Source organism: Desulfothermus naphthae (assembly GCF_054657475.1).
Map to the genome: position 1 here is coordinate 731,422 of NZ_BAAHYQ010000001.1, position 24,255 is coordinate 755,676.

At 35.7% G+C, this 24,255-nt stretch carries 22 protein-coding genes; 9 read left to right on the plus strand and 13 right to left on the minus strand.

From position 1 onward, the window contains the following. Positions 1 to 66: 66 nt before the first annotated feature. The 9 genes from ACYQ1E_RS03535 to ACYQ1E_RS03575 form a co-directional block, all read right to left on the minus strand. Positions 67 to 1,305: an inorganic phosphate transporter gene (locus tag ACYQ1E_RS03535; protein ID WP_459875381.1), complete on the minus strand. Its 1,239-nt coding sequence runs from the start codon at positions 1,303 to 1,305 to the stop codon at positions 67 to 69. A gap of 172 nt (positions 1,306 to 1,477) precedes the next feature. Next, on the minus strand, positions 1,478 to 2,170 hold the full coding sequence (locus ACYQ1E_RS03540) for a DUF3334 family protein (protein WP_459875383.1): 693 nt from the start codon (positions 2,168 to 2,170) through the stop codon (positions 1,478 to 1,480). 15 nt (positions 2,171 to 2,185) lie between these two features. Next, positions 2,186 to 2,713, minus strand: a complete 528-nt coding sequence (locus tag ACYQ1E_RS03545) for a PilZ domain-containing protein (RefSeq protein ID WP_459875385.1) — start codon at positions 2,711 to 2,713, stop codon at positions 2,186 to 2,188. 18 nt (positions 2,714 to 2,731) lie between these two features. Further along, positions 2,732 to 3,607, minus strand: coding sequence for a tol-pal system protein YbgF (gene ybgF / locus ACYQ1E_RS03550; protein WP_459875387.1), 876 nt, complete (start codon positions 3,605 to 3,607; stop codon positions 2,732 to 2,734). A gap of 13 nt (positions 3,608 to 3,620) precedes the next feature. Then, entirely contained in the window at positions 3,621 to 3,845 is a 225-nt protein-coding gene (locus tag ACYQ1E_RS03555) for a PLD nuclease N-terminal domain-containing protein (protein ID WP_459875389.1), read from the minus strand. Positions 3,846 to 3,849: 4 nt separating this feature from the next. Then, the gene (lgt, locus tag ACYQ1E_RS03560; protein ID WP_459875391.1) at positions 3,850 to 4,605 is read right to left on the minus strand and encodes a prolipoprotein diacylglyceryl transferase; all 756 of its coding nucleotides are present in this window, start codon (positions 4,603 to 4,605) and stop codon (positions 3,850 to 3,852) included. Positions 4,606 to 4,642: 37 nt separating this feature from the next. Further along, positions 4,643 to 5,128: a signal peptidase II gene (gene lspA / locus ACYQ1E_RS03565; protein ID WP_459875393.1), complete on the minus strand. Its 486-nt coding sequence runs from the start codon at positions 5,126 to 5,128 to the stop codon at positions 4,643 to 4,645. Continuing rightward, positions 5,125 to 7,932 (minus strand): isoleucine--tRNA ligase, encoded by a 2,808-nt coding sequence (gene ileS, locus ACYQ1E_RS03570; protein WP_459875395.1) that lies wholly within the window; start codon positions 7,930 to 7,932, stop codon positions 5,125 to 5,127. Before ileS ends, lspA begins: the two co-directional genes overlap by 4 nt. Before the next feature lie 30 nt (positions 7,933 to 7,962). Then, on the minus strand, positions 7,963 to 8,793 hold the full coding sequence (locus tag ACYQ1E_RS03575) for a purine-nucleoside phosphorylase (protein WP_459875397.1): 831 nt from the start codon (positions 8,791 to 8,793) through the stop codon (positions 7,963 to 7,965). A gap of 57 nt (positions 8,794 to 8,850) precedes the next feature. Between ACYQ1E_RS03575 and ACYQ1E_RS03580 the strand changes: the two genes are divergently transcribed. The 4 genes from ACYQ1E_RS03580 (at position 8,851) to ACYQ1E_RS03595 (ending at position 11,170) form a co-directional block, all read left to right on the plus strand. Continuing rightward, positions 8,851 to 9,606 (plus strand): motility protein A, encoded by a 756-nt coding sequence (locus ACYQ1E_RS03580; RefSeq protein ID WP_459875399.1) that lies wholly within the window; start codon positions 8,851 to 8,853, stop codon positions 9,604 to 9,606. Beyond that, positions 9,596 to 10,330, plus strand: coding sequence for an OmpA/MotB family protein (locus ACYQ1E_RS03585; protein WP_459875401.1), 735 nt, complete (start codon positions 9,596 to 9,598; stop codon positions 10,328 to 10,330). Before ACYQ1E_RS03580 ends, ACYQ1E_RS03585 begins: the two co-directional genes overlap by 11 nt. Continuing rightward, a complete protein-coding gene (locus ACYQ1E_RS03590) occupies positions 10,327 to 10,566 on the plus strand; it encodes a hypothetical protein (protein WP_459875403.1) in 240 nt (79 codons plus the stop codon). The genes ACYQ1E_RS03585 and ACYQ1E_RS03590 overlap by 4 nt, the downstream gene beginning before the upstream one ends. A gap of 154 nt (positions 10,567 to 10,720) precedes the next feature. Continuing rightward, positions 10,721 to 11,170 carry a single-stranded DNA-binding protein gene (locus ACYQ1E_RS03595; protein WP_459875405.1) on the plus strand — a complete coding sequence of 150 codons (450 nt, stop codon included), beginning with the start codon at positions 10,721 to 10,723 and terminating at the stop codon, positions 11,168 to 11,170. 91 nt (positions 11,171 to 11,261) lie between these two features. On the opposite strand, the gene ACYQ1E_RS03600 is transcribed toward ACYQ1E_RS03595, so the two are convergent. Further along, positions 11,262 to 14,462: a DEAD/DEAH box helicase gene (locus ACYQ1E_RS03600; protein ID WP_459878452.1), complete on the minus strand. Its 3,201-nt coding sequence runs from the start codon at positions 14,460 to 14,462 to the stop codon at positions 11,262 to 11,264. 271 nt (positions 14,463 to 14,733) lie between these two features. Here ACYQ1E_RS03600 and ACYQ1E_RS03605 point away from each other — a divergent pair, with 271 nt between their 5' ends. Continuing rightward, the gene (locus tag ACYQ1E_RS03605; RefSeq protein ID WP_459875407.1) at positions 14,734 to 16,908 is read left to right on the plus strand and encodes a RelA/SpoT family protein; all 2,175 of its coding nucleotides are present in this window, start codon (positions 14,734 to 14,736) and stop codon (positions 16,906 to 16,908) included. A gap of 80 nt (positions 16,909 to 16,988) precedes the next feature. Here ACYQ1E_RS03605 and ACYQ1E_RS03610 read toward each other — a convergent pair whose 3' ends face one another. Then, positions 16,989 to 17,420, minus strand: coding sequence for an ACT domain-containing protein (locus ACYQ1E_RS03610; protein WP_459875409.1), 432 nt, complete (start codon positions 17,418 to 17,420; stop codon positions 16,989 to 16,991). A 44-nt stretch (positions 17,421 to 17,464) separates the two neighbouring features. Then, complete coding sequence (locus ACYQ1E_RS03615; protein ID WP_459875411.1) at positions 17,465 to 18,769, minus strand: phenylacetate--CoA ligase family protein; 1,305 nt, start codon at positions 18,767 to 18,769, stop codon at positions 17,465 to 17,467. Between the two features lie 255 nt (positions 18,770 to 19,024). On the opposite strand from ACYQ1E_RS03615, the gene rsfS reads away from it, so the two are divergent. The 4 genes from rsfS to ACYQ1E_RS03635 are packed head-to-tail and all read left to right on the plus strand — an operon-like array spanning position 19,025 to position 23,500. After that, positions 19,025 to 19,405, plus strand: coding sequence for a ribosome silencing factor (gene rsfS, locus ACYQ1E_RS03620; protein WP_459875413.1), 381 nt, complete (start codon positions 19,025 to 19,027; stop codon positions 19,403 to 19,405). Next, complete coding sequence (gene gpmI, locus ACYQ1E_RS03625) at positions 19,392 to 20,948, plus strand: 2,3-bisphosphoglycerate-independent phosphoglycerate mutase (protein WP_459875415.1); 1,557 nt, start codon at positions 19,392 to 19,394, stop codon at positions 20,946 to 20,948. The genes rsfS and gpmI overlap by 14 nt, the downstream gene beginning before the upstream one ends. Positions 20,949 to 20,951: 3 nt before the next feature. Then, on the plus strand, positions 20,952 to 21,191 hold the full coding sequence (locus ACYQ1E_RS03630; RefSeq protein WP_459875417.1) for a hypothetical protein: 240 nt from the start codon (positions 20,952 to 20,954) through the stop codon (positions 21,189 to 21,191). A gap of 23 nt (positions 21,192 to 21,214) precedes the next feature. Then, on the plus strand, positions 21,215 to 23,500 hold the full coding sequence (locus tag ACYQ1E_RS03635; protein WP_459875419.1) for a cysteine synthase: 2,286 nt from the start codon (positions 21,215 to 21,217) through the stop codon (positions 23,498 to 23,500). Between the two features lie 19 nt (positions 23,501 to 23,519). Here the strand turns inward: ACYQ1E_RS03635 and ACYQ1E_RS03640 are convergent, their stop codons facing one another. Further along, positions 23,520 to 24,248: a hypothetical protein gene (locus ACYQ1E_RS03640; protein WP_459875421.1), complete on the minus strand. Its 729-nt coding sequence runs from the start codon at positions 24,246 to 24,248 to the stop codon at positions 23,520 to 23,522. Between the last annotated feature and the right edge of the window lie 7 nt (positions 24,249 to 24,255).

Genomic DNA, 24,255 nt, shown 5'->3' on the forward strand with positions numbered 1-24,255 from the left:
CAAAAGATAAGAAATTTTTATTTTAATAATTTTTAAATATTTTTCAACCAAAAATTTTTCTAATCCTTATCCAAGTAAAGTCCATTTTAGCAATTGAAAGATGAAAATAGAGGTAAAAGCTGCAATTGGTACAGTAAGTACCCAATAAATTATTATTTTTATTAAAACACCAAAATCAACTGCACTAAAACCCCTGGCCATACCAACTCCCACAACGCCCCCTACAGCTGAATGAGTGGTTGAAACTGGAAGCCCCATATTTGAAGCTAAAAGTACGGTTGTTGCAGTACCAAAATCAACTGCAAATCCGCGTGTATTGGTGAGCGAGGTAATCTTTTCTCCTACAGTTGCGATCACTCTTTTTCCAAATAACATGATACCTGTTGCTATTCCAAATCCACCCAAAGCCAGAAAAAATATAGGGATTTCAACCTTTGGCAATATTGCATGATATTTTGCTAAAGAATACACAGCTACTACTGGTCCAATTGCATTGGCAACGTCATTTGCCCCTTGAGACATTGCCACATAACAAGAGGTTCCAATTTGTATTTTTCTAAAAACTTCTTCCACACAACTACTACTTTGCTCTACTTTTTTTATAAATTTAGAGACCCATAACCTACTGGCAATATAAATAATTGTACCCAACAACAAAACTAGTCCCAGGCTTACACTAATAGGTAATCCCATTTTTTTTCCAAAGGGTGTTTTATAAAAAAAGGAAAGAATTACAAGGGCGCAGGTCAAAACAATCCATATGGGAACCCAGAAGATAGTGTGTTCTACAAATTTTTCTCTCATTAAAATATTTCTCCGAATTAGAGTAAACACAATAAATGATATGGTGGCAGCGAATAAAGGAGAGATGAGCCAGGACAAAACTACTCCACCTAACACCTTCCAATTTACCACATGTGGCCCACCTGCCACAATTCCAAAACCAAGTATGCTCCCTATTATGGAATGGGTGGATGAGACTGGAAGGGCAGTTAAGGTAGCAATAAATACCCAGAGTGCTGCAGAAATAAGGGAGGCAAACATGCCAATCATAAAGAGTTTAGGATTTGTTATAAACCCAGGGTTTATGATGCCCTTACTAATAGTAGCTGTCACGTGGGAGCCAAAAAAAACCGCACCTACAAAATTTAAGGTACCAGCAATAAAAATGGCCTGTTTCACTGAGATAGCCCTGGCTCCTACTGCTGATGCCATTGCATTGGCCACATCATTTGCACCTAAATTAAAGGCCATTAAAAAACCCGCTAACACAGACAATCCAAGAAAAACCTGAAATATGTCCATAGCTTATTTCTCCTCTCTAATTCATGACAGACAGACTTAACTTTTAGACATATAAATATTTTTTAAAACGTTATTTACTACTTGCGGGTTTGAGGGTTTATTGGGTTTATTGAGTTTGTTGAGTTCAACTCTTAACGCTCAACCCATAAGCCCTTTAACTCATAAACTCTTTTTAAAGTCCCAATTCTTTTAAAAATTCCTCATCTACTTGATTAGACTTTGATCCCTCGCCTCCTCTATTTTCTTTATTCTGATATTCTATTAGATGGTCCACATCTAATTCCTGTTCTCTCACCACCTCAGGAGTCTTTTCCATGATAAAATCAACTTTCTCAAAGGTAGTTTCAAGGTAAAACAACTTATTTTCACTGGTTCTAAATTCTACACGCATAAATTCAGGCTTATCTATCTCAGTTTCTAAAGAAATTCTCATTGCCTGGGTGAGAGCAACCATTTTGGGCTGGTTCTGATTTACTCCAATGCCTATCTCCTTTTTAAGGGCAACCTGGAATTGACCAATACATTGGTTCATGAGTTCTCCAATAGTATCCGCTACTTCTGAAGAAGTATGGTGGTTTGTTAGTTCCTCTTCTGGCATTCCCATGGAAATATTAAATTTTTTATAAATTTCTAAGGCTGCATCAGCAGTGAAATTCATAGCCACTAACCCAGTAAAACCGCCTTCAAACAACACAAAACAGCCGATATCTGGTCTAAGACATGTCTTATTTGTCTTAATAAATGTTTTAGAATAAGTCACATTTGATGCAGTTACCTGTGAGAGGGTATCTTTTATAGATTCACACAAAATTTTGAGTACATCCTTGGATGTCTTTACCACCACCTTCTTTTTTTTAATGGCCATATACATTCCCCTTTTTTAGATCTCTTCTTTTTCTGACCTTATCTTTTCTCTTTGTTCTTGAAAAACAAACCTTACAATAAGCTCTCTATCTCTATCCCTTATTCTTTCAAAGGCAACAACTAAATATTCGCCATCCTCTTGCCTTTCAATCCTGATTACCCTTCCCATGGCAGAGACCAAAACTAAGGGTATATGGGATAGATAAATCACCACCTCAACTAAATCTCCAACCCCTATTCCCTGAAAATCACAAACACACTTAACAGCCCCTTCACTCAATTCAATGCCTGTTGTCTTAAAATCAAACTCTCTCTCCACCAAATCTATACCAAGGAGACTTATAATGAGATCCAGCTTTCCATCTAAATATTTAAAAAAAAGACTCACTCCTTCTGGAAGCCCTAACTCTTTATAATTAAAATTAGATTGTAAAGATAGATCACTGTTTACTCTAAAGGTTGGATAAGCATCTTCTGAATCAATTTTTTTTAACAGGACATTGACTCTAGTCCTAATTCTTAAATATTCTCGTCTATCATCCATAAATTTCCCAAAAATTTTTTAATGACTCTTTAGAAACTTTTTTGCCAATTTAGCCTCATTTGTGTGTGGAAAATTTTGGATCAAATCTTCTAACAAAATCTTTCCAGCCTTTTTCTTTCCGAGTTTGTAAAATGCTATTCCTTCTTTTAATAAGGCTGGAGGGTATTTATTAGATGTCTTATATTTATCTAATACTACCTGATAATTCAAAATAGCCCTTGGATATTGCCCAAGTCTAAAGTAACATTCTCCTCTCCAAAAATATGCATTTGGTATTAGATGATGTTTAGGAAATTTTTCTATGAACAAAGAAAATAGATGGGCACCTGCATAATAGTTCTTGTCTTTAAAATTTTTCAACCCTTGATAATAGAGCTTTTTTGGAGAAAATTCATATTCATTTTCTTTTAATCTCTTTGATTGTTCTTTCTGGTTTTTTTGAACCTTTGCCTGTGCTACCTTTGATTTTTTTAATTTTGAACTTTTCTTTGTAACACCTAAAAAGGCCCTAAGCCTGTCCATCTCACGCCTCATATTTAAAAATTCATTATCTAAAGTATCTAACCTTTCTTTTAACTTAGTATAATTATTTTCATTTTCTTGAACTTTCTTTTGAAACAAATCCAGATCTCCTTGAATACGCGCACATTTTAGTCGTAAGGACTCTATCTTAGAAACTATATCTGCCTGAGAGGATCTCATGGAAAAACTACTTGTAGAGAGTTTATCTTGAAACTCTTTTTTTAATTTTTCAATTTCTAAGTTATAATGGTGTTCCTGCACTTTTTGCTGTTTTCTAAGCTCATTTATCTGTACTTTCAAAAGATCAACATCTTTTTGAAAAGCACAACTAGTTGTAATTAAAATCAATATTACAATGAAAATACGTTTCATATTTACCCCAATATCAGGATATAGAAGTTATTACTTTTTTCCGTCCCCAAAAAATATAAAGGATTCCACCTATAACTGGTATGAATGTAGCTATCAAAACCCAGGTCATTTTATCCTGTGGGGTCTTAAAATCGTGTTTAAATATGTGCCAGATAGACCACAAATTGGGCAAAATTGGTATAAGCAAAATAATAATCCATATTAACATATTAAGTAAAACCTTCTGGCTAACTATCATAATTTTAATTCTCCCTTTTATATCTAAGAGAAACAATCATAACTCCAATAAAAGACAGTGCAAGGGCACCCCATTGGGTATATGAAAACACATAAAACATAGGTCTAAAATCTCCCCTGAAAAACTCTATAGTAAATCTAAATAATCCATAGAACACCAAAAAAAGCCCAAATAGCACACCCTTTTGCTTAACCTTTGTCTTTACAAAAGATAAAATAAAAAAAGTAACAAGTCCAGCCAGAGAATGGTACATCTGGGTAGGATGCAGAGGAATATTTATTGGTGCCAATGAATTTGGATCCTTAAAAGTTATTGCCCAAGGAAGAGTGCAATAGCGACCATAACAACATCCAGCCATAAGACAACCAAATCTACCTACAAATTGTCCAAGGGCTATTGCAGGTGCAAATAAATCAAACCAAAGCCATACATCCTGTGCCTTGGCTCTTAAATATAACACAGCTATAAGTACCCCTAATACAGCTCCACCTGAAAAAACCAACCCCCCTTTCCACACCATAAAGGCCTCTAAGGGGTGATTTAAAAAATATCTTAGATTCATTAGCACATACAAAAACCTTGCCCCCAATATCCCTGCAATAATAATATAAAAACCTAGATCAGAGACTATTTTTGCATCTAATTGCTCTTTTTTTGCTTGCCTGGCTACATAACCCAGTGCAAGCAAAAAGGCAGATGCAATAAAAAATCCATAGGTATATACAGTAATTGGACCTATCTTCACTAATATAGGATGCATGTGTGTTTCCTTTCTCTATGGCTCCGCATATTTTTTCTTATGCTTTTCTCATTAAAATAGATAGTAAAATTATAGACCCACCAATTGAGATTGCCATATCAGCAACATTAAAGGCAGGCCAATGATATCTTCCAATAAATACATCAATGAAGTCAGTCACTTCTCCAGAAAGTATCCTATCAATTAAATTACCAATTGCACCTCCCAAAATAAGCCCTAGGGAGATAGAAATAAATAGACTTTTTTTTGCTTCTGTAAAAATCATATAAATTATAAAAAAAATAGCTATAATGGTTATAGCTGCTAATATATAGCACTCAGTACCAGGTTTATTAAAAATACCAAAGGCAATACCCTTATTTTTTATGTGGACCAGGTTCACAAAATCAGGAATTATCACTTTTCGGGAATACAAAGGAATATTAGTGATTACCAAAAACTTTGTCACCTGGTCGAAAACTACAACGAAGAATGCAACAACTAAAGAATAAATAATTTCTTTTCTGAGCTTAGGGAAAATCATAGTCTTTTTAGCACCTCTAAGCACCTTTCACAAACTCCCTTATATTCATCATCATCTGATACTGAAGTAGAATACACCCAACAACGAGGACATTTTACTCCCTTGGATTTTTCCACATCAATATAAAGTCCGTCAATTTCTTCACTTTTAAAAAGCTCTAAATCCTGATCCTCTATTTTTTTCACATCCACTTTGGATACTATAAATATTTCTCTTAAAAACTTTTTAACTGGTGAAATTAAATCAAATAAATCTTTTGCAAGATACAGAGTTACATCACAATCAAGTGAATGGCCTACTATCCCCTGTTTTCTCTTTGGCTCTATTGCCTTGGTAACCTCTCCCTTTATTTTCCTGACTAGATCCCAAAGATCTTTCTCTTCTGGATCTATTTTAAAATCCAATTCCTCAAATTTTAGTTCAAAGACTGTTTGTGCCTTTTTTTCAAATTTCTCTGGTAGATTTTGATAGATCTCTTCTGCAGTAAAGCTCAAAATCGGTGCCATATCCAGCATAAGGATTTTTAGGATATAATATAGGACTGTTTGGGCTGAAAGTCTCTCAATGGATTTTGGATAAGACACATACAATCTCTCTTTTATCACATCTAAATAAAAAGAGCTCAGATCAACTACACACATGTTATGAAGAGCATAATATACCTTGTGAAATTCATAATTATCATAAGCCTTCATTATGTTTTTGTTGCGATCCAAAATAAGAGACAGATTATATTTATCAAAGGGAAGCAACTTATTAAATGGTACCAAATCTTTAGTAGGATCAAAATCTGAAAGATTACCCAAAATAAAGCGACATGTATTTCTTATCTTTCTGTAAGAATCCACGAGTTGAGATATGATCTTGTCTGATATGCGGATATCGTCTTTATAATCTTCATAAGATGTCCACATCCTTAAAATTTCTGCACCATATTTTTCAATTATCTCCTGAGGTCTTATCACATTACCAAGGGATTTTGACATCTTACGGCCTTCGCCATCCACAACATAGCCATGAGTAAGCACTGCTTTATAGGGGGCAACTCCCCTTGTCCCAACAGAGGCAAGCAAGGAGCTATGGAACCATCCCCTATGTTGGTCAGATCCTTCTAAATAGAGATCAGCTGGGAACTTCAATTCTTTTCTTTTCTCCAAAACAGCGGCAAAACTGGTACCAGAATCAAACCATACATCTAAGATATCAGTCTCTTTTCCAAAATCCTTGCTTCCACATCTCTTACATTTAAGTCCTGGTGGGACTATTTCCTCCAGTGATGCTTCAAACCAATAGTCAGCGCCCCTTTCATGGGTCTCGAATTTTTTGACTATTCCTTCAACCCATTCTGGGTCAAAATAGGCCTCACCACATTTTTTACAAATAAGTGCTATAATTGGCACTCCCCAGGATCTTTGTCTTGATATACACCAATCAGGTCTTGTTGCAACCATATTATATATTCTCTGCATCCCCCATTGAGGGATCCATTTAACTTCTTTTTCTATAATATCTAAAGAACGTTTGCGCAGATCATTTTTCTCCATAGAAATAAACCACTGAAGTGTTGCCCTGAAAATTACAGGTTTTCTGCACCGCCAGCAATGAGGATATGAATGTTTAATGGAATCTTTGTAAAGTAAATTTTTAACCTCTTGTAATTTTTCAATTACCTTTGGATTTGCCTCAAAAACTGTAAGTCCCTTAAAAAATTCTACATCATCTAAAAATCTACCACAATCGTCTATTGGAGATAAGATCTCTAAATTATATTTAAGTCCAGTCTCATAGTCTTCTCTTCCATGACCAGGCGCTGTATGCACGCAACCAGTCCCAGTATCTAAGGTTACATAATCAGCCAAGACTATTTTAGATTCTCTATTATAAAAGGGATGGTTCGCACTTAGTCCCTCTAACTCTGAGCCTTTTATCTTTTTAATCTTCTCTACATTTTCCCAACCAAATATTTCTGCACATACCCCAAGGAGTCTGTCAGCCAGTATATAGAACTCATCTTTTATTTTTACCACTGCATATTCATATTCTGGATGAACTGCTACTGCCACATTGGAAGGCAAGGTCCAGGGGGTTGTTGTCCAGATTACAATGTAACAGAAACCATCAATCTCAGGAATAAGTTCACACAATCCTTTGTCATTAAAAGGGAATCTCACATAGATTGAAGGAGATTCAACATCATAATATTCTACTTCTGCCTCGGCAAGTGCAGTCTCGCAAGATGGACACCAGTAAATGGGCTTTTTACTCCTTATAACTCCCCCATTTTTCATAAAATTACAGAGCTCCATAGCAGTTTGGGCTTCATATACAGGGTCCATGGTGATGTAAGGCTTCTCCCACCTACCAAAGACACCAAGCCTCTTAAATTCTTCCCTTTGAATATTCAGATACTTATTTGCATATTGCCTGCACCTTTCCCGTATCTCAATAACAGGCACCTCTTTTTTGGAAATCTTTAGCTCTTGCTCTACTTTTAACTCTATGGGAAGACCATGACAGTCCCATCCAGGGACAAATTCTGCCTTTTCTCCTTTTAAATTATGATATTTTACTATTATATCCTTTAAAATTTTATTCATTGCAGTGCCAAGATGGATATTTCCATTGGCATAGGGAGGACCATCGTGCAGCACAAATGTCTTTTTATCATCACAACTATTCAACATTTTTTCATATGCCTTGATTTTGTTCCAAAACTCTAACATCTTAGGCTCATTTTTGGGCAAATTGGCCTTCATGGGAAACTTTGTTCTGGGCAAATTTAGAGTATCTTTGTAGTCTTTCATGTTTTATCTCCCCTCGACAATTATTTTTATTTATATCCTCTTCACAATTTCAACCAAAAGTTTAATCAATCTTCTTGATGTCTTATTAGCCTGCTCTACAATATACTCAAAAGAAGTCTCCTTCATACAATCAGGAAGATTCTTATTGGTCAAACAGGAGAGTCCTAACACCTTTAGTCCCATATGTCTAGCAGCTATGGCCTCCATTACAGTGGACATACCTACTGCATCTCCACCTAATCTCTTAAGTGCCCTTGTTTCAGCAGGGGTCTCTAAGCTTGGGCCTAAGACTGCCACATATACACCCTGCTCCAATCTAAATCCTAAGTCAATGCCTGCCTCTAAGGTAAGTTCAATTAACTCTTTATCATATACACAAGACATATCTGGAAATCTTTCTCCAAGCTCATCTATATTAGGACCGACTAAGGGATTTTTCCCTTGAAAATTTATATGATCTGATATGACCATTATATTGCCTTCTTTAAACTGCGGATTAATAGCACCAGCTGCATTGGTCAAAATAATGGTATTAATTCCAAGGAGTCCAGCCAACCTTACTCCAAAACAAACATCTTGAGGCGAATATCCTTCGTATAGATGCACTCTCCCCTGCATAATAACTACACTTTTACCTGAAATATCCCCAAAAATCATTTTTCCCTTATGGGTATCAACAGTAGATACGGGAAAATTTGGAATATCTTTGTAAAGGATTTCAGCTTTTTTATTTATTTTCTCCCCAATCTCACTGAGTCCTGTACCCAATACAATTCCAATCTCAGGCCTTTTAATATTTTTGAGTTGATTTTCAACATATTCTCTGGCTAAAATTAACTTTTTAAAAATTTCCTTTGACATTTATCTTTCTCCTTTTTTAAAATAAAAGTTAGTGGATCTTCATATAGCTATAAACATATGGATATTGCAACCCTTTTTGGACTTTTAATTGGCTTTTCCCTTTTAATTGGCGCCATAATTTTAGGTGGCCAGTATAATGTTTTTCTAAATATCCCAGGTCTTATGATAGTTATTGGAGGTACATTTGCATCCACATGTATAACTTTTCCCGTGCCTGATATCTACAATTCCATAAAAGCAGCATTTAAAATTTTTGTAACCAAAAAGCTAAGTGCAAATGATGTGGTCAATTTAATGGTAAAAATAGCTGATATATCCAGAAGGGAAGGGTTATTAGCCCTTGAAAATGTTGAGACAGATAACAATATATTAAAAAAGACCTGTCAGTTGATTGCAGACAATGCAGATAATGAGTTAATTGAAGAAACTCTTTATATAGAAATTACTTCATTAAAACAAAGGCATTTTTTAATACAGGATATATTTAGGACCATGGCCAACTATGCCCCTGCATTCGGTATGGTAGGGACTTTGATAGGTCTTGTGCAGATGTTGGTTTCTTTAAAGGATCCTGAGGCAATTGGACCTGCTATGGCAGTGGCAATACTTACAACCTTTTATGGTTCGGTCCTCTCAAACCTGATTTTTTTGCCAGTAGCAGGAAAACTTAAAAGCAGGACCAGGGAAGAAGTTTTGCATTTGCAAATAATATTTGAAGGGGCTAAGTGCATATTGCAAAATAATAATCCAAGATTTGTTTACGAAAAATTATCTTCATTTGTTCCCCCAAAGGAAAGAAGATATGAAAGATAAATTAGATTTTGATGATATATATGAAGAAGAAGGTGAAGGTACGTGGCTGCAGACCTTTGCAGATATGTCCATGTTGTTACTTACATTTTTTATACTGATGTATTCTTACTCATCTATTAACAAAAAAATATTTAACTCCTATATGTTATCAATAAAAAAAGCTTTGATTGGAGGAGGTAAGTCCGAAATTCAGGGGATAAAGGCAAGATCTAAGAATGAAGAAGGTATACTTTTAGAAGAGGCTCGTCTTGCCCATCAGATAATCCAACAACAAAGAAAGGTCTTTTCAGATTTCAATTTCTATTTTTCACAACACGGTATTGAAGGAATAATTGGAGCAAAATTTGACAAAGGCAAAATTATAATCGATTTTAATGGAAATGTACTCTTTGCACCAGGCCAGGTGCAACTCTCTTCCAAGGGTAAAGAGATTCTAAGAAAACTACGCAATTTTTTATTAAAATATCCTTATGAACGTATAAACATCGTTGGACATACAGATGACACACCTCCATCCCCTCAAAGCCGTTTCAAAGATAACTGGGAAATCTCAACTATGAGGGCAGTAAATGTCCTCAGGTTTTTTAGCTCCCTTGGTATAAGTCCAGACAGGATGACTGCAACTGGTCTGGCAGATACAAGGCCCATTGTTCCAAATATCTCTCCAGAAAATAGACAAAAAAATAGGCGTGTAAGCATCATATTAGAAAGAGAAATAAGATGATAGAGTTTGAAGATCTAACTTTTTTATATAAAGGCAGGATAGGAAAGAGACTATGCTATAGAGTTTATCACAAAGATTTGTTTGTTGTTATTAAATTAAACAAAAATAATAAAAAAAGATTATTTAAGGTTAAAAATATAAGCACCTATGGTGTGGCTTTTATAGCAGACAAAGATAAATTTTATAAAAGTCAAGTTCTATATTTATTTATAATCTTTAAAAAAAAATTATCTTGAAACATCTTAAGGCCAAAGTTAAAAGGATTCACAATGAAGAAAATATTATAGCATGTGAATTTTTAGACCATACAAAGAAACAAGAATATATTTTAGATAGACTTTGTTTATTAATCCAAAAAGAACATTTAAACACAAAAAGGAGAACGAGTAAATGGCTGGAACTTATAATAAAGTAATACTAATTGGAAGACTTGGAAGGGATCCTGAACTGAGATATACACAATCTGGTACCCCTGTGGTAAACTTTCCTTTAGCCACCAGTGAAATCTATACTGACAAAGATGGTAACAGACAGGAAAAAACTGAGTGGCACAGAATTGTTGTGTGGGCAAAACAAGCAGAAAGTGTTGCCAATTATTTAAGCAAGGGGCGGCTTGTACTTGTAGAAGGGTCTTTACAGACGAGAAAATGGACAGACAATCAGGGACAGGATAGATATACAACAGAAATTAGGGCTCAGAGGGTAATTTTCTTAGAATCACAAACAGCAGCCCAGGAATCTGTCCAGGTAGGTACACCTAAAGATCCATTTTCAGAAGAAGAAGATCTAGGACCTGCCTTTCCCTCTGAAGCAAGCGGCATTGACGAGGCCCCATTTTAATCTGATTTTTGTCAATATGTTTAATTGCAACAATAAAAAAAGGCCCACCTGTTGGTGAGCCTTTTTTATCCCTCTGAATTTTCCCCTTTATCTAAATCTCAAATAACATTTCAAGGTCTTCTCTTGTCAAGGACCTCCAATGATCCTGGCCTGGAATTATTGCCTCAGCAACACCTTTTTTCTTTTGCTGCAGTTGCAAGATCTTCTCTTCCACAGTATTTTCGCATATGAGTTTGTAAGAAAACACCTTTTTTGTCTGACCAATTCTATGGGTCCTGTCTGTTGCCTGACTCTCCACAGCAGGATTCCACCATGGATCATAGTGTATTACATAATCAGCAGCTGTTAGATTGAGACCCGTACCTCCAGCTTTTAAGGAAATCAGAAAGATTGGAATGGATGGATCAGAATTGAACCTTTCTACTTGTTCAAACCTGTCTTTACTTGATCCATCAAGATAGGCAAAAGGAATTTTGTTCATTTGTAGCCAGGCCCTGATAATGTGTAACATCTGGACGAATTGTGAAAACACAAGAACTTTATGCCCATCTTCAATTATCCCTGTAACCAAATCCTTAAATGCCTCAAACTTTCCAGAAGGCATATTTGTATTTATACCTGGCATATCTAATTTGAGCAGTCTTGGGTGGCAGCATATCTGTCTTAATTTTAATAAGGCATCCAATATAGACATCTGCGCCTTTGCAAGTCCCTTTTCTTCTACATTTTTTAGCACCTGTTCTTTTAATCTCTTGGCCAAAGCTGCGTAAAGCTCTTTTTGTTCGTCGATTAGGGCTGCGTAGTATACATGTTCTACCTTTGGCGGAAGTTCCTTTACAACTTCTTTCTTGGTCCTGCGCAGGATAAAAGGCTTTACCCTTGCCCTTAGGTAATTTAAGGCCTCTTCATCTCCATCCTTAATGGGTTTTACCACACTTTTTTGAAAAGAGTGCTGAGAGCCCAAAAAACCAGGCATCAAAAATTCAAATAAGGACCAGAGTTCAAAGAGATTATTTTCTATTGGTGTTCCAGAAAGACACACTTTAAACTTTGTTTTTAGTTTTCTAACTGACCTTGCTGTAATTGTATTGGGATTTTTTATATTCTGGGCCTCATCTAAAATAATTGAACTATATTCATATTTTAACAGGTGGTCCAAATCTCTTCTAATTAAAGCGTATGTGGTAAGTACTATATCCATGTGTGGTATCTTTTTAAATAGAGGTTCTCTTTTCGCACCATAAATCACCAATGTCTTCATGTGAGGCACAAATTTCTCTATCTCCTTTTGCCAGTTTGGAAGTACAGAGGTAGGTACTATTATTAAATTAGGCCCACTTCCCCCCTTTTCCTTCACGTGCTGAAGTAAAGCCAGGGTCTGCAAGGTCTTACCTAAACCCATTTCATCTGCCAAAATTCCACCAAAACCATATTCTCTTAAAAAGTTTAAAAAGCTAACACCTTGTAGCTGATAGGGACGTAAGGTGGCCTTAAGATTTTTTGGATGTTCTATCTGTTCTATCTTTTCAAAATTATGTATTCGTTCCTTTAAACTGTTCCAAAATGTATTGGATTCTACTTCTTCTACTTCATCTATGATCTTATCTAAGACTGGAGCTTCATACTTTTTAAATTTCTTCTTAGGCGCTGATTCTGGATCCATGCCCATGGACTCTAATTTATTTTTGAGTCTCTTTAACCATGAATCAGGAAGACTGGCATATGAGCCATCTTTTAATTGAATATAACGTTTACCCTGAGTCCAGGCCTTCCATATCTTGTCAATGGGAACTTTGAAATTGTCATATTCTACTGAGAGCTTGAGATCAAACCAATCCTGATTTTCTCCCTCTGTATCAATAGTAGCAACAATCTTTGGTTTTATATGACGCACTTTAAATCTTGAGAGATTTTTTTCACCATAAACCCGATATTTTTCCACTAATTGAGGATAAAAATCCAGAAGAAAGTTGATTGCTCCTTCTGGTTCCAAAAACCAAATAGAATTGCTTCTTGTCTGAAATCCCATTTCTATCAATTTATTAATGAGCTCTTCTTCTGCCTTTTGATCCCTTCTAATCAAAAATGAACGACCCTCAAATGTATAACTACCAGTTTGAAAACTGGGATTTATTTCACCAACTACTACCTCACCATGTTGAGTCTCATAAACATTTTGTATGGTCAATGTGAGCAAACTACCTTCTTCATCCAGATAGATTTTAGGGTTATATTTTGCTGATACAAAAATCGGTTTCATACGTTCCAAAAATTCTTCTTGACCAAACAAATCTGATGAATGGATCTTGCACCATACTCTATCTAAAAATTCCGATAATTCATTATGGTGAATTATGGGTGGATCTTTAACAAGTTTTATTATAAAATCTGGATTCAGGGTAGAATACACAGGATAAAATGTTTTTTTCCACATAACCCACATTGGCACTTGACCATAAATAAAAACGTCTTCTTTGGTTATTGGAAAGGGGATTTTGTCTTCATGGCTCAACAATACATCAAAGCTCAATCCATCTTCAGACAAAATTGGTTTGAGTTGGAGTCTCAAACTCTGCGTAGTAATACGAACGGGAATTTCTGTATCCTGCCAGAACAAATAGAATTCATCTTTAATACTCCACAAAAACCAGGTAAGAAGACCAGGGGGAATCTCCACCTTATGTCCTAAATAGTCTAAATATTGTCCTATTTGAAGGGCCACATTTGGAAGGTCTGGAGAAATTTCGCACCACTCTGGATTGTTAATTATCTGCTCCAGCGTCACTGGATTTTGCACCTTTGATAGTCCTGATTTATTTTGTCTTGCCCTAAAAAAAGACACCATTAATCTCTGGGGTTCTGGATAAAATCTAAATATCAAATAATTGTTCCCAGCCTCTGGTTCTGGTTGTACTTGAAAAAAACTCCTAAAACACTGTTTCCAATCTGTCCTAGAAGTTGGCTGTTCTTGTTTACCATTCTTAAAACTCTTCAAAAGGGACAAAAGAACAGCACCTACATGAGAACACACCCCAGAAAAGGAGTCTGTACAATTACAAAAATAGGTCAAAGTGGAATCTGATAGATTCATACCTATCTCTGGATTGTATACTTGAAAATCCTCACCCTGAACTATTCCTTCGATGTCCCAATACTCATCTCTGGTCTTTAAATCAATTTTTTCAACTTTAGACAATATTGAACTGGCTCTCTCCTTAATATAATCAGGAACAGACTCATCTAAAAAGGATTCAGTAATTTCCACAACCCTTTGTTTTTTCTCATTATCCACATTTTCCATAGCCATACTTCTCACCTCAAAAACACAAAATTTTTCCAAATGATTATTTTAATCCTATTTTTTTACTGGAAATCTGCGTCATTACTCTATTTTTTTTATTTTGTCAAAACCGCATCACAAACATCTTACATTATATAATTAAAAATATGGATTTTGGCAAGTATTTTTTAAAAAAAATAAACTACTACTACCTTTTTTCTTTACTATGTCATTTATCTTATTTATTTTATATTTAACAAAGTTAAAACTGGAGCATTTTTGTATGATACGCATAACAGACATTTTAGATAAGGCATCTAAATATATGAATCAATCAGAACTAGCTTTAATTGAAAAGGCTTATGTCTATTCTGCCTCTGCCCATGCTGGACAATTTAGATTAAGTGGCGAGCCCTATCTTTCCCATCCCCTGGAAGTAAGTAACATATTGGTTGACTTAAAACTAGACGCACCTACAGTTGCAAGTGGATTGTTACATGATACTGTAGAAGATACACCTGTTACTATTGAAGATATACAAAATAACTTTGGTCAGGAGGTTGCCGAGATCGTAGATGGTGTCACAAAAATAGGAAAAATGACTTTTGAATCAAAACAAACAGCTCAGGCAGAAAATATTAGAAAAATGATTCTGGCTATGGCAAAGGACCTGAGAGTAATTTTAGTCAAACTTGCTGATAGACTTCATAACATGAGGACAATTGAATTTCAAAATCCCATCAAAAGGAGACTAATTTCCCAGGAAACTCTTGAAATTTACTCACCTATATCCCACAGATTGGGATTGTATAAAATCAAGGTTGAATTAGATGATTTAAGCCTGAAATTTTTAAAACCAGATGTATATAACAGAATTGCTAACTGGATCAAAGAACACCGAGTGATGGGAGAAGAGTATATTCAAAAGGTCATATCCAAATTGGAAGAAATCCTAAAACAAAATAATATAAAGGGGAGGGTGAGCGGAAGACAAAAACATATTTACAGTATATACCAGAAAATGAAAAAGCAAAAACTCTCTCTGGAACAAGTATATGACCTTATTGCTTTTAGGATTATAGTTGAATCAATAAAGGATTGTTACACAACCTTAGGGATAGTCCATTCAAGATGGCCACCAGTACCAGGGAGATTTAAAGACTATATCTCAATGCCAAAATCAAATATGTATCAGAGTTTACACACAACAGTTATTGGACCAGATGGGGAGCAAATTGAAATTCAAATTAGAACAGAAAAAATGCATTATATTGCTGAATATGGTGTTGCTGCCCACTGGAAATATAAAGATAAAAAAATCATAAATCCAAAAGACGAGAAAAGATTTTCATGGCTTAGACAAATACTTGACTGGGAAAGGGACTTAAAAGATCCAAAGGAATTTATTCATTCTTTAAAAATAGATCTTTTTGAAGACGAGGTATATGTATTTACCCCTAAAAGGGATGTATTAGCCCTCCCCCAGGGGGCTACTCCAGTTGATTTTGCTTATATGATCCATTCGGAGGTGGGTGATAGATGTGTGGGGGCAAAGGTTAATGGAAAGCTTGTTCCATTAGACACAAAACTAAAAAATGGAGATATAGTTGAAATAATAACAAATCCAAATCATAGGCCAAGCAGAGATTGGCTTAAATTTGTAAAAACCGCTAAGGCAAAAGCCAGGATAAGACACTGGATTAGAACTGAAGAAAGGGCAACCAGCATAAATCTGGCCAAAGAAATTTTAGAAAAAGAGGCAAGAAAGCTTGGAATTAATTTTCAAAGCGAATTAAAAAAAGGGAGTCTGGAAAAGGTAGCAGAAGAATTTTCTTATAAAAGTGTAGATGACCTCTTGGTTGCAGTTGGATACGCCAAATTGACTCCAAAACAGGTATTAAACAGACTTATTCAAGGAGAACCCAAAAAGTCTGAGCCAGGTAAAAAAAGTATAAAAAATATTTCACCCCACCAGACCAAAGAAATACAAGAAGAAAGAAAAGAGGGGGTTGTGATTAGAGGTGCAAAAAACATGCTAATTAGATACGCTAAATGTTGCCAGCCTGTTAAAGGGGATCCAATTATAGGATACATTAGTAGGGGGAGAGGAATCATTATCCATACATCTGATTGCCCAAATGTAAAAAATCTGGAGCCCCATAGATTAGTAGAGGTCACCTGGGCTGGTGAGGACAATAAAACTTATACTGCTACAATAAAAATAGTTAGCAAAAACCAAAAAGGGGCCCTTGCACTAATTGCCAAGTCCCTTAGCGACGAAGATATCAACATCTTGTCTGGTAGTTTTGATACCAGACTAGACAACACCACAGAAATGTTCTTTCAGATAGAAATAGATAGTTCTGAACATCTCTATTCCACTTTAGAAAAATTGAGCAAATTACCTCCAGTAATAGAGGCTATAAGGACAACTGGAGAGATCCCAACACTCAATTGACAATAATTCCTTGTTTTGTTTGCTCACTGGAGGTCCCTTTAAAGAAAAAGGACCCCCACCAAAGATTGTTCTTTTATAATTTATATTTGATACAATTCCTCTCCAGATAATACTTTGATATGTGCTTTTTTCAAGACTTCAATTGCCTGGTCCGTTCTGTCAAATCTAAATATGAGTACTGCGTTTTTCCTGGATTGTTGAACAAAGGCATACATGTATTCCACATTTATGTTTTCTTTACTCAAGACATCTAACACTTCGTGGAGTCCACCAGGTTCATCTTTTACCTCTACCGCCACTACGTTAGTCCTTCCCACTGTAAAACCATATTTTTTTAATATCTTTTTGGCCTTTTCAGTATCAGATACTATTATTCTCAAAATCCCAAAATCTGAAGTATCAGCTAAAGCCAAGGCCCTGATATTTACATTGGCCTCTGCAAGGGCTCCGGTTACATCCCTAAGTCTTCCTGCCCTATTTTCCAAAAAAATAGACAATTGTTCCAATTTCATAAAACTTGCCTCCTCTATGCGAAGTAGCATAATATTTTAAATCTTTATTTTTTATCCCTTAAATCAATTATTCTCTTTGCCTTTCCTTCAGACCTCATTATTGACTTTGGTTCAACCAATTTGACCTTTGTGGTTACACCTAAAAACTCCTTGATATTTTTCTGTATTTTTGCCTCTAATTGCTGAAGATTTTTGATTTTGTCAGAAAAGATGTTCTCATCAACTTCTACCTGAACCTCTAAGGTATCCATTGAATTTTCCCGTCTCAAAATTAATTGATAATGGGGTGTTAAACCTTCTGTTTCTAGTAATATTGATTCTATTTGCGATGGAAAGACATTAACGCCCCTGATAATCAACATGTCATCTGAACGTCCAAGTACCTTATTCATTCTAATATGTGTCCTACCACATTTACATGGAACAGGATTTAAAGAGGTGAGGTCCCTTGTCCTATATCTAATTAAGGGCTGGGCCTCCTTTGTTAAGGTGGTTATAACCAGTTCACCCTCTTCTCCATAAGGCAGAGGTTCCTTTGTGTCTGGATCAATTATCTCTACAAGAAAATGGTCTTCCCATATGTGAAGACCAGATTGGGCAGTTGCACATTCCATTGCAACACCAGGCCCCATTACTTCAGATAAACCATAAATATCAAGGGCCTTTAAATGCAGCTTGGATTCTATTTCACGCCTCATCTCTTCTGTCCATGGTTCAGCACCAAATACCCCTGTATGAAGAGAAAGGTCTTTAAAATCCACACCAGCAGCCTCGGCTACATCATATAAATGAAGGGCATATGATGGGGTGCAACAAATAACTGTTGCCTTAAAGTCATTAAGGAGCATTATCTGTCTTTTAGTACCACCACCAGACACAGGCACAATGGTTGCTCCAATTTTTTCTGCCCCATAATGGGCTCCCAATCCACCAGTAAATAGTCCATAGCCATATGCATTGTGGATAATATCACGCCTGGTTACTCCAGCAGCCATAAGTGACCTACCCATAAGTTCTGCCCAGTTGTTCACATCTCTTTGGGTATATCCAACCACAGTGGACTTTCCAGTGGTTCCAGAAGATGCATGAATCCTAACAACATTTTCCTTTGGTACAGCAAAAAGCCCAAAGGGATAATTATTCCTCAAGTCCTGTTTTTCAGTAAATGGTAAATATTTAACATCTGATAGAGATTTAATGTGTTCTGGTTTTATTCCAAGTTCATCAAATTTTTTTTTGTAAAAAGGAACATTGTGATAAACCTTCTCAACCAAATATTTAAGGCGTTTTAATTGAAGGGCCTCCAGCTCCTCCCTTGGCAAAGTCTCTTTTTCCACATCATACATCATAATAACTCTCCTCCTAAAAAGAATATTTTTGACTATTAGCTATAAACAGACTATATACATATCTAGATGACTATAGGAATCTGTCTGGTTATCTGGGATCAACCAACGACAAAAAACATTAAAGGAAAAATTATCTAGATTATCTGTTAATATTTAATTTTAGTCAAGGGAATAAAGGGTTAATTATCTTTAATTTGACACAGTTCTGTCAGCAAATTTAACCAGATACAATAAAAGGAGGCACCAAAAGTTATTATGCAAAACCAAAATAGCGTTGAGAATAAAGTAGAAAATATTGCTAACTGGCTTTTAGAAAAAAAGGCAAAGGACGTTGTTTCTATTGATATTTCTGAGTTTGGATCTATTACAGATGTGATAATAATTGCATCTAGCCTAAACCCAAGACACAATCAGGCCCTTGCAGATTTTGTTTTAGAAAAGGTTTCAGAAAACAAATGGGAATATCTGGGCATGGAAGGATATAAACCTGGAAATTGGATCTTAATTGATTTAAATGAGATTATAGTCCACTTATTTTTAGAGGAAACCAGGGAATTTTACAATATAGAAGGATTGTGGAGGGGAGCAAAAAAGACCTTTTTTGAGTCTAAGGAGATGACCCATGAAGAATTTTAAGCCAACTATTTTACTTATTTTAGACGGATGGGGACAAGGAGTCCTTGACCCAAAAATTAATGCTGTTTTTAAGGCCAACACACCAAACCTTGACTACCTGTTAAATAACTTTCCCTGGTCCAAATTACAGGCATCAGGTGAGGCTGTAGGCCTTCCAAAAGGACAGATGGGAAACTCAGAAGTGGGACATTTAAATATTGGGGCAGGAAGAATTGTATATCAGGACATTGTAAGGATTGATAAATCTATTGAAGAGGGAACTTTTTTTAAAAATAGGACATTAAATGGTCTAATTGAAAAAGTAAAACAGAATAATTCCAGCCTACATCTACTAGGACTTATCTCTGATGGCGGGGTCCACAGCCATGAAAACCACATATATGCACTCCTTGAACTTGCAAAGAAAAAAAATCTTACCAGGATCTATGTACACTGTTTTTTGGATGGCAGAGATACCCCTCCAACATCTGGTGCAAATTACATAAAAAAATTGCAAAATAAAATAAAAGAACTGGGAGTAGGAACTATAGCCTCAATTGTAGGCAGGTATTATGCAATGGATAGAGACAAAAGATGGGAAAGGACAAAACTCGCCTATGATATGCTGGTATTGGGCAGAGGAGAAAAGGTATTAGATCCATATAAAGCAGTTTTGGCAGATTATGACAGGGGAAAAACAGATGAATTTATTGAACCAAAGGTAGTTGTTGGAGAAGATAATAAGCCCCTTGGATTGATTAAAGATGGCGATGGAGTATTTTTCTTTAACTTCAGGGCAGATAGGGCAAGACAACTTACCCTTAGTTTATTTAAAGATGATTTTAAGGAATTTAAAAGAGAGGTTGTACCCAAAATATGTGAAATGGTTACAATGACCCAATATGAGAAGGATTTCCCATTACCAGTTGCTTTTGAACCAGAAATTTTGAAAAACATCATGGGTGAAGTTTGTTCTAATCTGGGACTAAAACAACTAAGGATTGCTGAAACAGAAAAATATGCCCATGTTACATATTTTTTTAATGGAGGAAGGGAAGAACCCTTTGAGGGTGAAGAGAGAAAACTGATTCCTTCACCAAAAGAAGTGGCTACTTATGATCAAAAACCAGAGATGAGTGTGTATGAAGTTACACAAGAGCTAGAAAAAGGGTGGCTCACCCGTGGATATGATTTTGTTGTATGCAATTTTGCAAACCTGGATATGGTTGGACATACAGGGAATTTTGATGCTGCAGTAAAGGCCTGTGAAGCTGTTGACTCATGTGTTGGACGTGTTATGAAAATGTTAGAAAAAAGGGATGGTAGGCTATTTGTTACTGCTGATCATGGAAACGCAGATGAAATGGTTGATAAAAATGGAGAGCCACACACCGCGCACAGCACAAATCCCGTTGCTTTTGTTTGGTATGAAATAGAAAAAAAAATCCCTTTGTTAAAAAAAGAAGGCAAATTAGGGGATATATCCCCAACTATTTTGTATTCCTGGGGAGTAGAAATACCCCCTGAGATGACCGGTGATATTCTAATTATTAGTGAGGTATAAAATATGGCAAAAAAAAGACCCATTGAGCCAGTTAAACCTGAAGGAATGGAAATTATGTTATATTATATCTGTCCATTCTGTTTCAGGAAAGTGCCTGTTATTGCCCCTCTTGAACCAACAGTGGTCAGGTGTGATTCCTGTAACAAACAATTTCCAGTGGTTCCAGCAGATGATAAGACTGTTAAATTTTTAAAGGCTATTTTAAACAATGGCAGAGCCGCAATTGCTCCTGATTTTTTATAGATTGTATGGGAGGTTTTCTATATATGTCAGCGCAAAGTGTATTAGATCTGATTGGAAATACTCCACTTGTGGAAATCAGACGACTAAACCCGAATCCAAAGGTCCGAATTTATGCAAAAATAGAATCAGTAAATCCCGGCGGTTCCATTAAAGATAGGGTGGCTCTGGCAATGATAAAAAGGGCAGAACAAAGGGGAGAGATCTCAAAGGACAAAATTATAATTGAAGCCACATCAGGAAACACTGGAATTGGGCTTGCTCTGGTATGTGCAGTCAAAGGATACAAACTCATGCTCATTATGCCAGAGTCAGCATCAGAAGAAAGAAAAAGGATTATGCGAGCCTACGGTGCTGATATATATTTAACGCCAGGTCACCTTTCAACTGACGGTGCCATTGAGGAAGCATACAGACTTGTTAGAGAACAAGGAGACAAATATGTCCTTATGGATCAATTTAATAACCCGGCCTCAATTGAGGCCCATTATTTTGGAACAGGCCCAGAGATATGGAACCAGACAAAGGGTGAAGTAACTCATGTTGTTTGTGCATTGGGAACATCTGGTACAGCAATGGGAGTATCCAAAAGACTAAAAGAATTAAACCCATCAGTTCAAATAATTGCAATTGAGCCTTATGCAGGTCACTCTATCCAGGGCCTCAAAAACATGCAGGCATCATATCCTCCTGGAATATTTGATAGACATAGACTTGATAAAATAATCAACATAGACGATGACACTGCATTTGAATATGCAAGAAAATTAGCTAGGGAAGAGGGTATATTTGCCGGGATGAGTTCCGGAGCAGCCCTAGCTGGGGCAGTTGAGGTGGCTAAAGATTTGGATAAAGGGTGCATAGTTGTAATCTTCCCTGATGGTGGCGAGAGATATTTATCTACATCCCTTTTTGTTCCTCCAAAAAAACAAGGAGTCTTTATATTTAATCTCAATTCACGGAAGAAAGATTTACTTTCCTTTGATAACCAGCCTTGTTTCTTTACTTTTGGGCCTTCAGCTGAATCCTTACAAAACCTTGAAACCTTCAGGCGTATACTTTTTTTGGATGTGCTGGGTGAATATTTCAAGTTCAAAGGATGTGCTCCAAAAAAAATCATAGGGATTGCTGATTTTGATGATCAGGCAATTTGTCAGGCTGAACAAATGGGTATAACCCTTTCAGATTTTTCCGACTTTTTTTTAAATACTCTAACTGAATATAGCAAAAAACTACTTATTGATGATATTAAATTTAAATCTGCCTACAGAGAAACATCAATTATGATTGATATCACGCAAAATATCCTTGATAAAGGAAAGGGATATGAAAAATTAAGATCTGTTTATTATGATATATCAAGGGATAAAGATTACGGAAAGCTTGTTGGAGCTGATCTAGATAAAATATATGTGGGTAAAACTGTTGAACTGGAAAATTACGCCAAAGATAATCCAAGAGACTTCACTTTACTAAAAAGGGCATCTCTAAAAGATTTAAAAAGAGGAGATTTTTTAAAAACAAGGTGGGGAAATGTAAGACCAAGTTGGTATCTTCAGATGGCTGCATCTGTAGGTAGACAAAAGAATATTGACCTTGTTGTAGGTGGAAGTATTCACTACTTTCCACACATGGAAAACTTAAAATCAATATGGAAATTTGGCCTTAATCTTTCTCCAAAGGTCTGGACTATTGTGGGTGAAGTTAGGTCTGACGAAATAAGGACAAAATTAGAGGATGTATTAAAAATAGTCTCTCCCCACACCTTGAGGATGTATTTACTTTCCCAATCCTATCATAAATCCCTCTCTTTAAATATAGAGTCCCTTAACATGTGGCAAAAAAATCAAGAAAGGATACAACAATGTGCCATTAATGTAATAACTGTGATGGGAGAGGGAGGACAAATAAAAAAAGAATTAAAACAGATATTGTATGATTTAAACAAATCTTTTTCTCAAATGATAGAAGATGATTTCAAGATATATAAATTCTGGCCTGTTCTTTTTGATTTTTGCAAAAAGATTAACAATATGTTTTTTAAAAAGGAGCTAACTCCAGCAGAAGGAGCTCTTATCTGGGAAAAATTACAGGATATAGCAAATATTTTAAAAATAATTGATGAATCTAAACTCCCTTTAAGACAACACAAAGTGCCAACAGATATAAAAGATATCCTAAAAAAAAGAGAACAATACAAGGCAAAAAGGGATTTTCAAAGGGCAGATGAATTAAGACAATCTCTAAAAGAAAAAGGCTATATTGTAGAAGACACCCCTTATGGACAGAGAATATTTGTGGTGAAACATTAAAATTTTCTTGGAAATATAACTAAAATATGACCCCCTCTGCATACACATTTCCGCTTTCCATAACCTTCCATGTTTTACCAAATTTTGCTATGGCCACGTTTATGACATCACCTGGTCTTAGAAGTTCCACTAATTCATCTGAAAGCAACACAGGACCTCTCTTTTTTCCTTCACCATTTTCTAAATATGCGCAATTTCCATCAAAGTATAGTATCTTCATATATCCTTCATCCCAATCATCTGGTTGTCTCAATGTATCTGTGGATTCAATTTCACCTTTGTCAAACCATTCTAAAGGGCCTGATGAGTGTAGCAAATAGAGTTTATGAGCAGCTTTTTGAAGCCTTTTTATTTCTTTTGACTTGTTTCTCGGTAGAACAGAGATAAAGCTTTTATAATTCTCTTTTTCCATATATCCTTTTTTATAACACCAGGTTAACCATCTCCTCATTACTGTAGGGGCCTTGATCAATATTTGATCGCTCCCCATCCACTTTCTTGGCAACCACCAATCTATAAAATTGGATATTACGCCATCACCATAATCCTTCCAATTCTTAACAAGCAAAAATCTTCCATCTTCTGTTTCTTCGACTGCATCAGGGTCAGATATAAGCATATGTATAAATAATGATATAACTGTTATATAAATATTTTTAGTTTTTTGGGTAAATTCAAGCTCATTTACAAATTCCATAGCAGATTGTGTAATATCTGAAGGATGTTCTGAGAATTCACTAGGCCACATAACTATC

Excerpts from the sequence above, each read along its gene's own strand:
- ACYQ1E_RS03535 (WP_459875381.1), bottom strand. The coding sequence starts at position 1,305 with ATGGACATATTTCAGGTTTTTCTTGGATTGTCTGTGTTAGCGGGTTTT.
- ACYQ1E_RS03540 (WP_459875383.1), bottom strand. The coding sequence starts at position 2,170 with ATGGCCATTAAAAAAAAGAAGGTGGTGGTAAAGACATCCAAGGATGTA.
- ACYQ1E_RS03545 (WP_459875385.1), bottom strand. The coding sequence starts at position 2,713 with ATGGATGATAGACGAGAATATTTAAGAATTAGGACTAGAGTCAATGTC.
- ybgF (WP_459875387.1), bottom strand. The coding sequence starts at position 3,607 with ATGAAACGTATTTTCATTGTAATATTGATTTTAATTACAACTAGTTGT.
- ACYQ1E_RS03555 (WP_459875389.1), bottom strand. The coding sequence starts at position 3,845 with ATGATAGTTAGCCAGAAGGTTTTACTTAATATGTTAATATGGATTATT.
- lgt (WP_459875391.1), bottom strand. The coding sequence starts at position 4,605 with ATGCATCCTATATTAGTGAAGATAGGTCCAATTACTGTATATACCTAT.
- lspA (WP_459875393.1), bottom strand. The coding sequence starts at position 5,128 with ATGATTTTCCCTAAGCTCAGAAAAGAAATTATTTATTCTTTAGTTGTT.
- ileS (WP_459875395.1), bottom strand. The coding sequence starts at position 7,932 with ATGAAAGACTACAAAGATACTCTAAATTTGCCCAGAACAAAGTTTCCC.
- ACYQ1E_RS03575 (WP_459875397.1), bottom strand. The coding sequence starts at position 8,793 with ATGTCAAAGGAAATTTTTAAAAAGTTAATTTTAGCCAGAGAATATGTT.
- ACYQ1E_RS03580 (WP_459875399.1), top strand. The coding sequence starts at position 8,851 with ATGGATATTGCAACCCTTTTTGGACTTTTAATTGGCTTTTCCCTTTTA.
- ACYQ1E_RS03585 (WP_459875401.1), top strand. The coding sequence starts at position 9,596 with ATGAAAGATAAATTAGATTTTGATGATATATATGAAGAAGAAGGTGAA.
- ACYQ1E_RS03590 (WP_459875403.1), top strand. The coding sequence starts at position 10,327 with ATGATAGAGTTTGAAGATCTAACTTTTTTATATAAAGGCAGGATAGGA.
- ACYQ1E_RS03595 (WP_459875405.1), top strand. The coding sequence starts at position 10,721 with ATGGCTGGAACTTATAATAAAGTAATACTAATTGGAAGACTTGGAAGG.
- ACYQ1E_RS03605 (WP_459875407.1), top strand. The coding sequence starts at position 14,734 with ATGATACGCATAACAGACATTTTAGATAAGGCATCTAAATATATGAAT.
- ACYQ1E_RS03610 (WP_459875409.1), bottom strand. The coding sequence starts at position 17,420 with ATGAAATTGGAACAATTGTCTATTTTTTTGGAAAATAGGGCAGGAAGA.
- ACYQ1E_RS03615 (WP_459875411.1), bottom strand. The coding sequence starts at position 18,769 with ATGATGTATGATGTGGAAAAAGAGACTTTGCCAAGGGAGGAGCTGGAG.
- rsfS (WP_459875413.1), top strand. The coding sequence starts at position 19,025 with ATGCAAAACCAAAATAGCGTTGAGAATAAAGTAGAAAATATTGCTAAC.
- gpmI (WP_459875415.1), top strand. The coding sequence starts at position 19,392 with ATGAAGAATTTTAAGCCAACTATTTTACTTATTTTAGACGGATGGGGA.
- ACYQ1E_RS03630 (WP_459875417.1), top strand. The coding sequence starts at position 20,952 with ATGGCAAAAAAAAGACCCATTGAGCCAGTTAAACCTGAAGGAATGGAA.
- ACYQ1E_RS03635 (WP_459875419.1), top strand. The coding sequence starts at position 21,215 with ATGTCAGCGCAAAGTGTATTAGATCTGATTGGAAATACTCCACTTGTG.
- ACYQ1E_RS03640 (WP_459875421.1), bottom strand. The coding sequence starts at position 24,248 with ATGTGGCCTAGTGAATTCTCAGAACATCCTTCAGATATTACACAATCT.